Origin of the sequence: Ruminococcus sp. RTP21484sp1_RTP21277st1_D2_RTP21277_210401, from assembly GCF_040924225.1 — a bacterium.
Lineage (GTDB): Bacteria > Bacillota > Clostridia > Lachnospirales > Lachnospiraceae > Blautia_A > Blautia_A faecis.
Genome location: NZ_JBCOMJ010000009.1, coordinates 59,293 through 75,547, shown reverse-complemented (window position 1 = coordinate 75,547; position 16,255 = coordinate 59,293). Strand labels below are relative to the sequence as shown.

At 44.6% G+C, this 16,255-nt stretch carries 13 protein-coding genes and 1 pseudogene; 12 read left to right on the top strand and 2 right to left on the bottom strand.

Going from position 1 to position 16,255, the window contains the following annotated elements:
• Positions 1 to 215 precede the first annotated feature (215 nt).
• Positions 216 to 650, bottom strand: a pseudogene (locus AB5706_RS23085) (DUF6783 domain-containing protein); the annotation flags it as partial.
• On the opposite strand from AB5706_RS23085, the gene AB5706_RS08240 reads away from it, so the two are divergent.
• The 8 genes from AB5706_RS08240 (at position 567) to AB5706_RS08205 (ending at position 9,579) form a co-directional block, all read left to right on the top strand.
• Positions 567 to 749: a DUF6783 domain-containing protein gene (locus AB5706_RS08240; protein WP_442973711.1), complete on the top strand. Its 183-nt coding sequence runs from the start codon at positions 567 to 569 to the stop codon at positions 747 to 749. The pseudogene AB5706_RS23085 and the gene AB5706_RS08240 overlap by 84 nt on opposite strands.
• 95 nt (positions 750 to 844) lie before the next feature.
• The gene (locus AB5706_RS08235) at positions 845 to 2,239 is read left to right on the top strand and encodes a S1C family serine protease (protein ID WP_148461379.1); all 1,395 of its coding nucleotides are present in this window, start codon (positions 845 to 847) and stop codon (positions 2,237 to 2,239) included.
• Between the two features lie 281 nt (positions 2,240 to 2,520).
• Positions 2,521 to 3,249 carry an HAD family hydrolase gene (locus AB5706_RS08230; protein ID WP_173770585.1) on the top strand — a complete coding sequence of 243 codons (729 nt, stop codon included), beginning with the start codon at positions 2,521 to 2,523 and terminating at the stop codon, positions 3,247 to 3,249.
• 3 nt (positions 3,250 to 3,252) lie between these two features.
• Positions 3,253 to 4,605, top strand: a complete 1,353-nt coding sequence (locus AB5706_RS08225) for a diguanylate cyclase (RefSeq protein ID WP_368365985.1) — start codon at positions 3,253 to 3,255, stop codon at positions 4,603 to 4,605.
• Positions 4,602 to 5,264 carry an HD-GYP domain-containing protein gene (locus AB5706_RS08220; protein ID WP_325064487.1) on the top strand — a complete coding sequence of 221 codons (663 nt, stop codon included), beginning with the start codon at positions 4,602 to 4,604 and terminating at the stop codon, positions 5,262 to 5,264. Before AB5706_RS08225 ends, AB5706_RS08220 begins: the two co-directional genes overlap by 4 nt.
• 121 nt (positions 5,265 to 5,385) lie before the next feature.
• Positions 5,386 to 6,972 (top strand): sensor histidine kinase, encoded by a 1,587-nt coding sequence (locus AB5706_RS08215; protein ID WP_173769141.1) that lies wholly within the window; start codon positions 5,386 to 5,388, stop codon positions 6,970 to 6,972.
• A complete protein-coding gene (locus AB5706_RS08210) occupies positions 6,969 to 8,000 on the top strand; it encodes an ABC transporter substrate-binding protein (RefSeq protein WP_368365984.1) in 1,032 nt (343 codons plus the stop codon). Before AB5706_RS08215 ends, AB5706_RS08210 begins: the two co-directional genes overlap by 4 nt.
• Complete coding sequence (locus AB5706_RS08205; RefSeq protein ID WP_173718023.1) at positions 7,975 to 9,579, top strand: response regulator transcription factor; 1,605 nt, start codon at positions 7,975 to 7,977, stop codon at positions 9,577 to 9,579. The genes AB5706_RS08210 and AB5706_RS08205 overlap by 26 nt, the downstream gene beginning before the upstream one ends.
• A 9-nt stretch (positions 9,580 to 9,588) precedes the next feature.
• Here the strand turns inward: AB5706_RS08205 and AB5706_RS08200 are convergent, their stop codons facing one another.
• The gene (locus AB5706_RS08200) at positions 9,589 to 10,737 is read right to left on the bottom strand and encodes a GntR family transcriptional regulator (protein WP_227200107.1); all 1,149 of its coding nucleotides are present in this window, start codon (positions 10,735 to 10,737) and stop codon (positions 9,589 to 9,591) included.
• A gap of 597 nt (positions 10,738 to 11,334) precedes the next feature.
• Between AB5706_RS08200 and AB5706_RS08195 the strand changes: the two genes are divergently transcribed.
• From AB5706_RS08195 to AB5706_RS08180, 4 genes are all read left to right on the top strand, one after another.
• A complete protein-coding gene (locus tag AB5706_RS08195; protein ID WP_148461385.1) occupies positions 11,335 to 12,318 on the top strand; it encodes an ABC transporter substrate-binding protein in 984 nt (327 codons plus the stop codon).
• Between the two features lie 211 nt (positions 12,319 to 12,529).
• Positions 12,530 to 14,086: a sugar ABC transporter ATP-binding protein gene (locus AB5706_RS08190; RefSeq protein ID WP_330602619.1), complete on the top strand. Its 1,557-nt coding sequence runs from the start codon at positions 12,530 to 12,532 to the stop codon at positions 14,084 to 14,086.
• Positions 14,086 to 15,147: an ABC transporter permease gene (locus AB5706_RS08185; RefSeq protein WP_148461386.1), complete on the top strand. Its 1,062-nt coding sequence runs from the start codon at positions 14,086 to 14,088 to the stop codon at positions 15,145 to 15,147. The genes AB5706_RS08190 and AB5706_RS08185 overlap by 1 nt, the downstream gene beginning before the upstream one ends.
• Positions 15,144 to 16,163, top strand: coding sequence for an ABC transporter permease subunit (locus tag AB5706_RS08180; RefSeq protein ID WP_148461387.1), 1,020 nt, complete (start codon positions 15,144 to 15,146; stop codon positions 16,161 to 16,163). Before AB5706_RS08185 ends, AB5706_RS08180 begins: the two co-directional genes overlap by 4 nt.
• The last annotated feature ends 92 nt before the right edge of the window (positions 16,164 to 16,255 follow it).

Here is a 16,255-nt window from a genome sequence, read left to right as displayed (position 1 = left end):
TTATGGGAAAAATCAAACAGTTAATCGAAGATCACCCAAACATCTGGGAGTTTATTAAATTTAACGTATTATCCAACTGCGCAACTATTACAAACTTCATTATCATGTGGCTGTGCACCGGTTTTATTTTCAAAAGCTTTGCAAATACACCATTTAAGTTTCTGGTGTTCAATTACGCAGATAATATCGAGTCCAATCTTGGTTTATGTGGATTTTTAAGCTTTTTGGTTGCAACTGCAGCAGCTCAGACCGTAAACTTCTTTGTACAGAAGAATCTGGTTTTCAAATCCAATGCAGCGTTTGAGAAGGCTGTACCGAAATACATTGTACTTGCAGTTGTGCTGGTGCTTGTATCCGCAGCACTTCCGGCTTACAGCCAGAGCTTTTTCGTAAACATCGGTATTTCCGAAGCACTTGCACCTACACTCGCAAATGTTCTGAACATTCTGGTTCAGGTAGTTCTCAGCTACCCGACCATGAAATTCTGGATCATGCCGAACAAATAAAGATGATTGTTCTTTACCCGGATTGCCTTGCAGTCCGGGTTTTTTAATGCTAGAGCGTGTTTGAAAAAGGCTTTCTGCAAGATGTGCGTCACAATTTGTGGGAGATTTCGCTCGGATGAGGGCGCCGTAGCGGGCTACGGCAACCGAATTCGGGTGAAATCTCCCGCAAAGTGGGGCGTGCAGATTGCGGGAATGATTTTTCAAACACGCTCTAATATTAAAAGGCGGAATTTAACAATTTAAACACATTTTTCCCACAAAGAGAACACAAATTGTCTCTATACTGTGAACTATCAAATGAAAAGAACATAAAAGAGTTTCTAAAGGAGGCTTTTATCATGAAGAATAGAAATGAAGAATTAAAGAGAAAACTTAAAAAGGCAGCAAGCATTAGTCTTTGCGCAGTACTGGCAGGCGGCCTTGCAGCAGGGACATATACAGGAGTTAACTATCTGACAGGCTATGAGCAGAACGTACAGGCAGCAAGCGAAGGTAAAGTTGAGCTGCTGAAATCCGAGAAGAAATCGGATGATTCCCAGGATGACAGCAAAGATGAGAGTACAGCAAAGGGTAGCCTTGATGTATCTGATATTGTAGAAGAGGCAATGCCAAGTATCGTTTCCATTACAACCAAATCTGTAGAAGAGGTTCAGAACTACTACGGAATGTTTGGTCAGTACGGTGCTTACTCTCCTGAGCAGAGAGAAGTACAGGGAAGCGGTTCCGGTATTATCATTGGTAAGAACGATTCCGAGCTTCTGATCGCAACCAACTATCATGTAGTAGAAGGTGCGGAGACTTTATCTGTTGGCTTCTGTGACAGCACAGCATGTGAGGCTAAGGTAAAAGGTTACGACAGCGAGAGGGATCTTGCAGTTGTAGCAGTTTCCCTGGATGATATTGACAGCGATACAATGGATGCCATTACGATTGCAACTATCGGTAATTCCGATGACCTGAAGGTTGGTGCACAGGTTGTTGCAATTGGTAACGCACTTGGTTATGGTCAGTCCGTAACAACCGGTATTGTAAGCGCCAAGAACCGTCAGCTGAATTCTGATGATACAGTCGGCGATTATGACAGCGACAGCAATTCCGCTACAAACCTGATCCAGACAGATGCAGCAATCAACCCAGGCAACAGCGGTGGTGCTCTTCTGAACATGAACGGTGAGGTTGTTGGTATCAACTCTGCAAAGCTTGCTTCCACAGCGGTTGAGGGTATCGGTTATGCAATTGCAATTTCTGATGTAACAGATACGCTGGAGAGCCTGATGAATGAGGAGACCAGAGATAAAGTTGATAACCACGGTGTTCTGGGAATCACAGTTCGGAGTGTTGACAGTGCAGTAAGTGAAGCATACGGTGTTCCGGAAGGCGTTCTTGTAAGAGACGTAACAGAAGGCGGTGCAGCTGATGAGGCTGGTATTGAAGCAAAATCCATCATTACAAAATTTGCAGGCAAGGTTGTTACAACCAAGGAACAGCTGGTTGATTTCCTTTCCTACTACGAGCCTGGTGAGGATGTAGAGCTTACCATTGAGGTTCCGGATGGAAAAGGTTACAAAGAAGAGACAGTAACTGTAACTCTTGGCGAGAACACAAATACACAGAGTACGGATTCCAAGGACAACGGTGACGGTCAGGGAAGCAGCCAGGATGATAATCTTCTGGAAGACTGGGAGAATAACGAAGGCGGCTCAGGTCTCCAGTACGGCGAGGGCTGGAATTAAAAAGCTTCGGAAATGTGAATAAAATAAATAATAGAATGAGAGAGGTTCATCTGTAAAAAAGGTGGACCTCTTTTTTCGGGCAAAATTTCCCACAAAGCGAGGCATGCCGGTTGCGAAACAGATTTTTCAAATATACTCTGCTTTGAAATAGTTAGAAAACACATAGAAAACTGAATAATAGATTGCGTAACCTACCTTAAAAAGGTATAATTATTTTATTGTCTGCAGATTGCAGCATAATATTTTTAAGAGTTATACGAAAAAGGAAAAGAGTCAGTAAAATGAACAACGCAAGATTTCTGGTTTTCGATATAGATGATACCTTATATAGTCAGATGGAGCCGTTGCTTACAGCCTGTGAGTTCAGTCTGGGCAGGAAGCTTCCGGATCCGGAGCTGTTTTACCGGATTTTCGGGAAAAGAAGCGCTGAAATGTTTCTGTTCAGCGAGAGTGGACAGGTTTCCATTCATGAATCCCGGATTTACAGAATTGAAAATACTATGAAAGACCTGGGAATTCCCTTTACCAGAGAGCAGGCAGAGCTCTTCCAGGAGAGATATAAAGAGAATCAGTCTCATCTTCATGTTTCAGGGGTAATGACACAACTGCTGGACGAATGCGAAGCTGCCGGAGTGAAAATGGGCGTGATCACCAACGGACCTTTTTCCCATCAGGTTCAGAAGTTTCACACACTGGGACTTGATAAATGGTTTACAGAGGATCAGCTGATCGTGTCTGCAGGCGTGGGAGTGGCAAAGCCGGATGTACAGATTTTCCGCATGGCAGAAGAAAAATGGGGGATGGAGCCGGAGAATACTTTTATGATCGGGGATTCTCTGGAGAATGACATTGCAGGTGCAAAAAATGCCGGATGGAAGACCATCTGGATGAACCATCACCGTTATACGGTTCCGGAAGGTATGGAAAAACCAGATTATATTGCATATACAGAGGAAGAGTTGAGAAAGCTTATTGTCCAAATATGCTTTACAACGAAGAAGGATGGATAAAGTATGGTATCAGATTACAAAATCACCATGGAGCAGGCAGAATACGAGATGGTCTGTTACCGTAGGGTTTTTAACTTTGTAAGGCTTCTTGACCAGGAAAAACTGGAGAAATTGAATGCAGAAGGTCTGTTGGCAGCAGAGGGCGGACAGACAAAAAAAGCAGATTTGTGCATAGGGCATTTTTGCCAGGGCTGTGTGGCAATGGAAGCCTTTTTACGGAAGGCAGAGCTGTGCAAGCTGGAATTTATTGGAGATGACATTTATCAGATCATGGCTAAATATCTGGAAATTGACGGTAAGCCTTATGTAATGGAGCTTTTGAAGAAAATGGACAAAAACAGTCTGATCGATCGGAAAGACCATGAGCGCCTGATCAACAGTCTTACCGGATATAACGAGAGACTGTATCAGGATGTTCTTACGAAGGCATACAACAGACGTTATTATGAAGAAGAATTGAAGTCCCAGATGGGACCGGCTGGAATTGCCATGATCGATCTGGATGATTTTAAGCTTTATAACGACACATATGGACATAATGTCGGGGATATGGCACTGACTGTTGTTGCAGAAACCATATGCAAGCATATCCGTAAGGATGATATTCTGATCCGCTATGGTGGGGATGAGTTTCTTCTGGTGTTTCCTGGAGTAACGGAAGTGAAATTTGCCGGAAGACTGCAGGAAATCCATGATAAGATCCATCTGGCTGCTGTGCCGGGATATGCAGGGATTCAGCTTTCTGTGAGCATTGGAGGTACAATTGCCGGGGCAGATGAAACAATCGGAAGTGTGGTAGGAAGAGCTGACCGTTTTATGTACCAGGCGAAAACCCGTAAGAATCTGGTGGTAACCGAGTCTAATGAGATAAAAGATGGAAATGCAGACGGCGCAGAGGTTAATCGTGATGAGCTGAAACAGCAGATTCTGATCGTGGATGATGCTGAGCTGAACCGTGATATTCTTGCGGAGATTCTGCACCATGATTTTAAGACTATGGAAGTAAGCAATGGGGAGGAATGTCTCTCCGTGCTTCGGGAGTATGGTGCAGGAATCTCACTGGTGTTGCTTGATATTGTAATGCCTGGCATGGACGGCTTTGCAGTTCTTGAGGAGATGAACCGGAACCATTGGATTGAGGACATTCCGGTCATCATGATCTCCAGTGAGGAGACAGAATCATATATACGCCGGGCGTATGAAATGGGAGTTTCAGACTATATCAGCCGTCCGTTTGATGCCAGAGTTGTTTACCGGCGTGTATATAATACTATTAAATTATACGCAAAACAGAGGCGCCTAATCACACTTGTAACGGATCAAATTCGCGAAAAAGAAAAAATAGTCAAATTTTGATAGATATTCTCAGCCATATCGTAGAATTTCGTAATGGAGAGAGCGGTCAGCACGTTCAGCACATAAAGATGTTGACCGGATTTCTGCTGGACAGACTGATGCAGAAAACAGACAAATATGATCTGAAATGGTCTGACCAGTACATGATCACAATAGCATCTGCCCTTCACGATATTGGTAAAGTGGGAATCGACGAGAAGATTTTGAATAAACCAGGCAGACTGACAAATGAAGAGTTTGAGGAAATGAAAAAGCATACCCTGATCGGTGCTTCCATGCTGAAGAGTCTTGGGGTATATCAGGATGAGGAGCTTGTGAAGGTGGCTTACCAGATCTGCAGATGGCACCACGAGCGCTATGACGGCAAGGGCTATCCGGATGGTCTGAAGGGGGAAGAAATTCCGATTGCAGCCCAGGTGGTTTCTGTTGCGGATGTATATGATGCACTGACAAGTGAGCGCGTATATAAGAAAGCATTTTCCCATGAGAAGGCTATGGAGATGATTCTGGCTGGTGAGTGCGGAACCTTCAATCCGCTGCTTCTGGAGTGTTTGCAGGATATTCAAGGCAATATCCAGGTGGAAATGAAGAGAGCAGCAGAACAGCCTATGCTTGTGCAGAATTCTTATGTGGGGAAGATGATTGAGACGGTGCAGTAGGCATGGATTATTATAATGTATTATATTGCGGTATTGTTCGGCGAAGTGTTTTTGGTAAAGAGCGTGAACAGGAGCATTTGCAGGTCGGGGGACCTGCGGGAGTGGGGGTAAGTTTTACTTTATGAAAAAGAAAATTCTTACACTGGCGGCAGTGGTAACACTGCCGTTTATTCTTCTTGTGATGTATCTTCTTGCCTCGATGGCAAGCTACAGCAATACCTACGATGAGATCGTAAGCAACATGACTGTAGCGAACAATTACAATCTGAATTTCAAAGAAGAGATGGACGAGAGCCTGTATAAGCTGGTTGTTGGCTACGTCACTCTGGATACCATCGAAACAGACAAAAGTCTTAAGAATCCATATACTTTAATAGATGAATTACGCAGCGAGTTTACCAGACTGACAGCCATTACCACAGAATCTGAGAGCAAGCTGTGGCTGGAGAGCCTTCTTCGCAATATCGATACCCTGGAAAAAAGGGTGGACGATATTGTGGACAGCATTTCTGCCGGTGGCAGATATAATGAGAATATTGAGAAGCTGGACAACAATATTTACATTCTGACAGAATTAATCCAGGACGATATTCAGTATTATATTTATTATCAGACACGTTATATGGACAAGGTCACGGATACCCTGCAGGATCAGATCAGGCGGTTTATGGTGGTGTGCAGTGTGCTGATCGGCGTGCTGATCATTGTGGTTGCAGTCAGCGCGGTGATGATCGTTTCCGGTATTATACAGCCTATCAGTCAGCTGAACCAGGCTACGGAGAAAATCGCTCAGGGTGATTTTAATGCCAGAGCCCAGGCGGATTCCGAGGATGAGGTGGCTGAGCTTGCAGTGAGCTTTAACAAAATGGCAGGAAGCATGCAGTCTCTGATCGATAAGGTGAAGGAAGACGAGCGGAAAATGCGAAAAGCAGATCTGCGCCTTCTTCAGGAGCAGATCCAGCCTCATTTTCTTTATAATACGCTGGACACCATTGTGTGGCTGATCGAGTCCAATGAGCCGGACGAAGCGGTGACCATGGTTGTTACCCTGTCAGACTTTTTCCGTGAGATCCTAAGCAAAGGGAAGGAATTTATCTCCATTAAGGAAGAAGAGAAGCATATCAGCAGTTATCTCCAGATCCAGGAAATGCGTTACCGGGATATTCTGGAATATGACATTCAGCTGGATCAGGTAATTTATAAATATCAGATTCTGAAGCTGACTCTTCAACCGGTAGTGGAGAATGCGCTTTATCATGGCATTAAGTATAAGCGTGCTAAGGGATGTATTCACATTCATGGGGAGAAAGAGGGAGATATTATCCGTCTGACTGTCCGGGATGATGGTGTGGGCATGGATGAGGAAGAGCTTGAACAGCTTCGTCAGCAGATTGAGAAGCCCTGCCAGGAGACGGAGAAGGGGTTTGGTCTGGCAAATGTAAATGAGCGTATCCACATGTATTTCGGACCGGAGTATGGAATGAAGATCCAGTCACAGAAGGGTAAGGGAACTACAGTGGAGATTGTAATTCCGGCTATTCTGGAAGCTCCGGTTGAGAAAACAGGGAATGATACAGCAAAAGTGGCTGAAGGCGGCAACAGCGTGAATTTTGACGCAAATAAAAAAATAAAAAGTAATCCGAAACAGCAGAATGCCAATAAGATAATTGAGGGTGGACGGCCACAGCAGGAGGAGACAGGCGTATGAGACAGTTTATAAGAAAAAACATCTGGGCTGTGGCACCGGTTGTGTTTGTGCTTGTGGCACTGGTTCTTCTGGGAAGTCCTTTGAGCAGCAGTAAAGTGCAGGAAACTCCTGCGGAGGACGACAATCTGATCGTAGTAGGTGTTTCCCAGGTGGGAAGCGAATCTGTATGGCGAAGTGCCCACACTCAGTCCATTCAGGACGCTTTCACCAGGGCAAACGGCTACATGCTGATTTTTGACAATGCCAGACAGAAACAGGCCAATCAGATTAAGGCCATCCGAAGCTTTATTTCCCAGCAGGTGGATTATATCGTACTTTCTCCTATTGAGGAATCTGGCTGGGACACTGTGCTTCAGGAGGCGAAGGATGCCGGGATTCCGGTAATTCTCATAGACCGTAAGGTTTCTGTGGATGATGACTCCCTCTATGCTTCCTGGGTTGGTTCCGATTTTGTCCGCGAAGGACAGGATGCCGGTTACTGGCTTGAGGATTACATGAAAAAGCAGGGCAGGGAAGATGACGGAATTAACATTGTAGTGCTGAAAGGAACCAAAGGTGCCTCCGCTACCATCGGCAGAACCCGTGGGTTCAATGAAGTGGCAAAGGTGCAGCACAATTGGAACATTTTGCAGCAGGTAGACGGAGAATTTACCACAGCAAAAGGAAAAGAAGAGATGGCAAGGCTTCTGGATCAGTATGAGGACATAGATGTGGTGGTTTCACAGAACGATGACATGACTTTTGGTGCTCTTGAAGCCATCAGAGAAGCAGGAAAAACTGCAGGAGTGGACGGCGATATTACGGTAATTTCCTTTGACGCAGTGGATGCGGGCGTGGAGCTGGTGAGAAACGGGGAGATCAACATTGATGTCCAGTGTAATCCTGACCAGGGAAAATACGTGGAGCAGATCATTCAGGATATGGAAGATGGCAAAGAAATAGAGAAAGCATATTATGTTCCGGAGCGGGTGTATACCCAGGAGAACGTTTGGGAGGAAGAAAATGTTACGGAAGGTATTTCTGGTTGAAGATGAGACGGTGATCCGCGAAGGGCTCAGAGACAGGATTCCCTGGGATCAGTTCGGATACCGTTTTGTAGGGGAAGCAGCAGATGGGGAAATGGCTTTGCCCCTGATCCGTAAGACGAAGCCGGATGTATTGATCACGGATATTAAAATGCCTTTTATGGATGGGCTTTCCTTAAGTAAAATTGTGAGCAAAGAATTTCCGCGGATGAAGATTATTATTATCAGTGGTTATGATGATTTTGAATATGCAAGACAGGCAATTGAAGTTGGTGTTGACCAGTATCTGCTGAAGCCGGTTACCAGAATGAAGCTGAAAAATGTACTTCTTGAACTGAAAGATAAGATCGAGCAGGATCAGGAGCAGGAGGACTACCGCACCCAGTTTCAGAATGAGATCCAGGAGTATGAGCAGTTTTCCAGACGGCGTTTTATGGAAAAAATTCTGGAGGGGGAGCTGTCGGTTAAGGAGATTTATGATGAGGCAGAGCGTCAGTCTATAGAAATTACGGCAGCAGGATATAATCTGCTTTTCCTGTATTTACAGGAGAAAAATAAGGACAAGATGGCAGGTTTTCTTCGGAAACAGGATGAAGTGCTTCATTATTTTCTCCGCTATCCCCAGTATCTGCTTTTCCGCTGGAATGTAAACAGTTACGGAGTTCTGGTAAAGGGGGAATTGTCCCGGCTTCCGGAGCTGACAGATAATTGCGTGGAGTATGTGAAGCGGACCTGCGAAGGGGAAGAGCAGATGGACTGGTATGTAGCTGTAGGAAAACCAGTGGAGAGATTGAGCTTGCTTTCCCAGTGTTATCAGAGTGTGAATCATTATTTTGCATATCGTTTTATGGTGCCGGGGCTTCATGTGCTTACAGAAGAAACTTTGGAAAGTTATGTAAACTCGCAGGGGGAGAACCGGCTGGCAGCAGTGGATTCTTCACAGCTGAATCCTGAGATCATCAAGGATTTTCTCACAAAAGGAAGCAGCAGTGAGATCCAGGAGTTCGTTCAGGGATATCTGGGTGGAATGAGTAAGGCACTGGAGTCCAGAATGTTCCGGGATTATGTGGTGCTTCATATTCGGTTTACAACTATTATGTATCTGGAATCCATTGGTGTGGAAAAAGAGGGTTATACAGAACGGATCGAGGGAAAATATCAGGATACCAGTATCAAGGCATCGCAGGTGGCAGGGTATTGTGTGGACATTCTTCAGAGTGCCATTGATATCAGGGATGAGAAGAATGAGTCTCAGGGCAACAGCGCCATGAGGAAAGTGCTGGATTATATTGATGAGAATTACTATAAAGAGACCATTTCCCTGAATGAAGTAGCGGATGCGGTGAATATGAGTGCCAACTATTTAAGCGCAATTTTCAGCCAGAATATGCAGAAGACGTTTGTAGAGTATATTACCTGCAAACGTGTTGACAGAGCGAAAAAACTCCTGCGCGAGACGGACAAGTCGTCCGGAGAGATCGCACAGGAGGTGGGATATAAGGATCCCCATTATTTCAGTTATGTGTTTAAGAAAAAATCCGGGTGCAGCCCAAGGGAATATCGGAGTAAGGGGACTGCATGATATTCAAAATTAATTATGTGATTTCGGCAGTGATAACTGCCATGGGACTTCCTGCGAAGAGACAGGGAGTCCTTTTAATTTGTTTATGCTCATTTGGGCGGCCAGAGTACCAGGCTGGTGTGTCTGGTGTGTCAGTGTTGTGGCGCGGAGCAGACCAGATGTGGTAAGGTAGCTGGTATTGAAGGCGGCTAGTGCTATTGTGGTTTCGAAACTATGGTCGGCGGAAGTAGTCTTGAATCCAGTGCTTTGAAGAGAGGATGAAAGGGAAGCATGAGTTGCTATCTTTTTCTCCTGTCCAAGCGACAGCTCTTCCCATAACAGCCATGCAATAAAGTCATCCTCACAAATAAACGCAGTGCAGTCGGGGGTGATCCGTTCTAGAAATTTTTTTAGGAAGCTGATATCCTGGCTCTGACGGAAATCATCCAGTTCCTGTGTGGTGTACCAGCAGATGTTGCGGTCTGGTACAGTCAGCCCCTGATTTTGCATAGCATCCAGAAATCCCTGGTAGCGTTCAAGTCCCCGCTGATCGTCCATCTGGAAAATACCGGCGATAGAAGAGTGGCCTTTTTCCACAAGACTTTGCACCAGAAGACCAGCCCCATATAGATTATCTTCATAGATTACTGGAATCTGAGACAACTGGGGATAAGCACATTCCAGGAACAAAATGGAAGTTCCCCTTTGTATCAGCCTTTGATAAAGCTCTGTATTAGGTGATGGTAAGGCGCTTTTTACAGGCTCCACAATAAGTGCCCGCAGCGGACTTTTCAAAAGAAACTGAAGGATTTGCCGTTCCTGGTCCACATGATTGTGAGTGGGGTAAACCTTGCAGGAAAATCCCTCCGCAGCCAGCGCCACACGAATATCATTTATCAGTGCAGGATATTCATATTGCTGTTCATCGGGAATCAGAATTCCAACTATATTCCGGTCTTCCAGGCTGGAAAGTCCGGTAATGTAAGCTCCGCTCCCTTTAATGCGGCGGATTTCCCGCTCATCTTCAAGAACCGCCAGCGCAGCCCGGACCGTTTGTCGGCTGACACGGTATCTGACAGCCAGCTCCTGTTCGGTGGGAAGCTTGTTGATTCCCTTTTGAATAGAATCTGAAATGATTTCTCTTAGCTGTTCAACCAGCCATTTATATTTGATCGCCATATATTTTAGTTCCTCTTTCTTAGGTTAGAGCGTGTTTGAAAAAGCATTCCTGCAATCTGTCGCGCCACTCTGGTTTTTTTATTTTGCTGGGATAGTTATTTCATAAAATTTTCACATGAATTATTTATGATTTCCCAATAAATCTTCTGCTTTTTCACTTCTAAAACCCAAAATATTATACCTTTTTTCAAATGATCAAACCTTTTTTTTCCAGCTTAGACAGTTTGCCAAATCGAAAAACATAGAAAAAGGTGTAATATTTTTCACAAAATCATAAGAAAACAAACTTTCTAAATGAGAAATCATAAAATATCACCCCTTTTCCTGCCTGAAATTCATTATAATATAAATTTGTCTGTATTTCACTATGAAAACCAACAAATTTGTATTGTTTGAACTGACGAAACAACCAAAAGACGGGAAAACAATATTGAAATTTATGTTGATTTTCGCTAAATTATAGACATCAAGAAGAACACGGATTCAAAGAACGGACGGAAAGCTAAGACAGCAAACGGATCAGTGTTGAACGAGAAACCAATGGCAGGCGCGACCTGCAAAAGTATTTTTTCTAAAAGAAAGAGAGGAATAATCACTATGAAAAAGAAATTAGCAGTTATGGCACTCGCAGCAGCAACACTCAGCATGATGGCTATGCCGGTTTACGCTGACGATCTGGTAACAGTTGGATACGCTCAGGTTGGACATGAATCAGACTGGCGTACAGCAAACACCCAGAACTATCAGGATGTTTTCTCAGAAGATGCCGGATACAGCCTTGATCTTGTAGACTGCGACAATGACAATGCTGCACAGCTTGAAGCAGTTCGTACATTCATTAGTAAAGATATGGATTACATCGTAATCGCTCCGATCCAGTCCGCTGGCTGGGACACCGTCCTTCAGGAAGCACAGGATGCTGGAATCCCTGTAATCATCGCAGACCGTGAAATCGAAGCAAGCGACGATTTATATGATGCATGGGTTGGAACAAACACAACAAACGAAGGTATTACAGCTGGTAACTGGTTAGCTGAGTACCTTGGCGATAAAGACGCTAACATTCTTGTAATCGAAGGTTCCGTAGGAGCTTCCGCAGCACTTGGACGTACAGAAGGATTCAATCAGGTAGCTGGCGAGCATGATAACTGGAAGATTCTTGATTCTCAGTCCGGTGATTTTACACAGGCTGGTGGTCAGGAAGTTATGGAATCCTTCATCAAATCCTATGAGGGACAGTTCAATGTAGTTGTCTGCCAGAACGATAACGAAGCATACGGCGCAATGGATGCAATGGATGCAGCAGGTATCACCTACGGTGTTGATGGCGATGTAACTCTTATTTCCTTCGATGCAACACATGATGGACTTCAGTATACATTAGATGGAAAGATCAACTGTGATGTTGAGTGTAACCCGATCCAGGCTGAAGTTGTTAAGGGCGTAATCGAGAAAATGCAGGCAGGCGAAGAATTTGAGAAGACAACACTTGTTGAGGATCAGGCATTCGTAGCACCTGGAATCGAGAGCGAATATGCAACAACTATGACTGATGAAGTTCTGGCTGGACGTGCTTACTAATCAGAAAAATCAATCGGAGAGTGTGAAAACAGCAGAGCTGTGAAACAATCCGTAAACATCGAAATTGGTTATCAGCAAGCAGCTGAAAAACGATAAAGATGAACAAATAGGGGAGGAAAGTCCCAAGGCGGATTTTCTTCCCCTTAATTTTCGCGAGGTTATGAGCCGCAGAACAGAGGAACCTATGGCAAATAACGCGATAACGAGGAGAATGAAAAATGAAGTTGATAACGGGAAGGGAGGAATCGCGTTGGAGGCAGGAGTAGTATTGAAAATGCAGGGAATCTGCATGACATTCCCAGGTGTAAAAGCACTGGAAGGCGTGGATCTGACATTGAAAAAAGGTGAAATCCGAGCACTGATGGGAGAGAATGGCGCGGGTAAATCCACATTGATCAAGTGCCTGACCGGCGTAAATAAATTTGAGGCTGGAGAGATTTATCTGGAAGGATTTGATCATCCCATCGTAAATAAAGATACCATGGACGCCCAGAAGAAGGGCATTTCTACTGTATATCAGGAAGTAAACCTCTGTCCAAACCTTTCGGTGGCAGAGAATCTTTACATAGGCCGCGAGCCGCTGACAAAGCTTGGAACGGTCAACCGAAAGGCAATGAACCGTCAGGCAGCTGCCCTTATGAAACAGCTGGAGCTTGACGTTGATGTAACACGTAATCTTGAAGAATATTCACTGGCATTGCAGCAGATGATCGCAATTGCCCGTGCTGTAGATATGGACTGTAAGGTGCTTATTCTGGATGAGCCCACATCTTCACTGGATGACCGTGAAGTAGAAAAGCTTTTTACCATGATGCGCAGACTGAAGGAGAAAGGTGTAGGAATCATATTTGTTACCCATTTCCTGGAACAGGTTTATGCAGTATGTGACGGAATTACCGTTCTTCGAAATGGTCAGCTGGTTGGCGAGTATGAGATCGCAGATCTTCCGAGAGTGAAGCTGGTAGCCGCTATGATGGGAAAAGATTTCGACGATCTTGCTTCCATTAAACCGGAGATCACAGGAGATAAGAGAAAAGAACCGATGGTAATCGAAGCCCGTGGCTTAAGCCATGCAGGAACCATCAAACCATTTGACCTTGATATCCACAAAGGAGAGGTTATCGGTCTTACCGGACTTCTTGGAAGCGGACGAAGCGAACTGGCACGTACTATTTACGGTGCTGACCGCGCCCAGACTGGTACTTTGAAAGTAAAAGGTAAGGAAGTTAAGGTGAAAAATCCTATTGATGCCATGCATCTTGGAATGGGACTTCTTCCTGATGACCGTAAAGCGGAAGGAATTGTTGCAGATTTGTCCGTAAGAGAAAATATCATCCTTGCAATTCAGGCAAAACAGGGCATTCTGAAAAAGATCCCTATGGCAAAACAGTGTGAGATTGCAGACAAGTATATTGATCTTCTCCAGATCAAATGTGCAAGCCGTGAGACCTTGATCAAACAGCTTTCCGGTGGAAACCAGCAGAAGGTTATCCTTGCAAGATGGCTTGCAACAAACCCGGATTTTCTGATTCTGGACGAGCCTACCCGAGGAATCGATATCGGTACCAAGACAGAGATCCAGAAGCTGGTTCTGAAGCTTGCAGATGAAGGAAAGAGTCTGATCTTCATTTCCTCTGAGATTGAGGAAATGCTCCGTACCTGTAACCGTATGGCAGTTCTCCGTGACGGTCAGAAGGTTGGAGAGATTGATGAGGCAGATATGAACCAGATGAACGTAATGAAAGCAATCGCAGGAGGTGAGCAGTAATGGGTAATTTCAAAAAACTGGCGCAGAAACGTCTGTTCCTTCCGGTTTTCAGTATGATCCTGGTCATGCTGATCAACGTAGTATATGATATTGCAACAGGAAGTGCACCGCTTTCCTTCTTTATGATTTCCATTAAGAATGATGTACTTTACGGACGTCTGATCGACATCCTGAACCGTGGAAGTGAAATCGCCATACTGGCAATCGGTATGACACTTGTTGTATCTGCTTCTGGTGGTACTGATATTTCCGTTGGTTCCGTAATGAGTCTTTACGCAGGTGTCTGCTGTATGATCCTTGCAGGATATGGAAATGTAAATGTGCAGGAATATGCGCATCCGCTGCTGGTTGGCATTGGAGCCGGACTTCTTGTCACTTTGATCTGTGGCGTTTTTAATGGATTTCTGGTTGCCTATATGAATATTCAGCCTATGGTCGCCACCCTGATCCTATGGTCGGCAGGCCGAGCAGTAGGACTTCTTCTTTGCAACAGCCAGATCGTTTATGTTCGAGTTCCTTCTTTCCAGAAGCTTGGCGCTTACTGCGGAATCATTCCTACACCGATCATTGTGGCTGCTGTGTGTGTGGCAATTGCTTCTATTGTACTTCGCTACACAGCACTTGGAACTTACATCCAGAGTGTTGGTATTAACAAAAAAGCTTCCCGTATCGCAGGCTTTAATTCCGCAAAGATCATCCTTATGTGCTATGCAATCTGCGGTCTTTGTGCAGGTCTTGCAGGTATGGTTGCAACCTCCAGAATCTATTCAGCAGATACCAATAACATCGGTCTGAACATGGAGCTGGATGCAATTCTTTCTGTAGCACTTGGCGGCAACAGCCTTGGCGGCGGTAAGTTTTCCCTGGCAGGTTCCATCATTGGAGCGTACACCATCCAGGCGATTACCACAACTCTGTATGCACTTGGTGTTTCTTCTGCACAGGCACCGGTATTTAAGGCAATCGTAGTTATTATTATCGTAGTAATTCAGGCTGAGCCAGCCAAAGCCTTCTTTAAGAAGCTGACAAAGAAATCCGGAAAGGAGGCAGCTCGGGCATGAAAAAGAAAAAAATAAACAGCAATAACCTGTTGCTGCTGATCACCATTGTATTATTCTTTGTAATGTATGCTGCAGGATGTATCGTATATGCGGACAAAGGCTTTACCCGTTTCCAGACATTTCTGAACATCCTGATCAACAATGCAGGTCTGATCTGCATCACAGCTGGCATGACATGCGTTATGCTTACTGGCGGTATTGATATTTCCGTAGGTTCCCTGGTTGCTATGGACTGTATGATCCTGGCAGTGGGAATTGAGCAGTGGGGATGGTCCAGCCCGGTACTTATGCTTCTGATTCTTGCAATTGGCATTATATTTGGTATTGTTCAGGGCTTCTGTATTTCCTATCTGGAAATCCAGCCTTTCATCGTTACTATGGCAGGAATGTTCTTTGCCAGAGGTATGACAGCCGTGATCTGTAAAGAGCAGGTAAGTATTGTTTCTGACAAGATTTTTACCACTCTTTCCAGCTTTAAGATTTCCCTTCCATTTGGAGGGTATCTGAACAAAAAGGGAATCATGCAGTTTCCATACCTTCGTGTAACTGTTGTAGTTGCATTGATCGTAATTCTTGCTATTTATCTGATGCTGAAATACACACGCTTCGGCCGCAGTATTTACGCAGTAGGCGGCAATCAGCAGTCTGCAACCCTGATGGGACTTGATGTTAAGAAAACACAGATGAAAGCATATATTCTTTCCAGTTTCCTTACTTCCATCGGCGGAATCTGCTACTGTCTGAATACCATGGCAGGTACTACCACCCAGGCAACCGGCCTTGAAATGGACGCTATTTCCTCCGCAGTCATCGGTGGTACACTTCTTACCGGTGGTGTAGGAAATGTACTTGGTTCCTTATTTGGTGTATTGATCAATGGTACGATTTCTACTTTGGTTAAAACCAATGGAAAACTGATCAGCTCCTGGTCCAACATTGTAACAGCAATCCTGCTGTGCTTCTTCATTGTACTTCAGAGTGTATTTGCACTGGTAAAGGAGCGGAAGAGCAAATAAAAATTGAATAAAGACTAAAATGAGACAGGCGGGTACATGATTGAAATGTGTATCTGTCTGTTTTATTTTGGGCATAATGGAAGAAAGGGTAA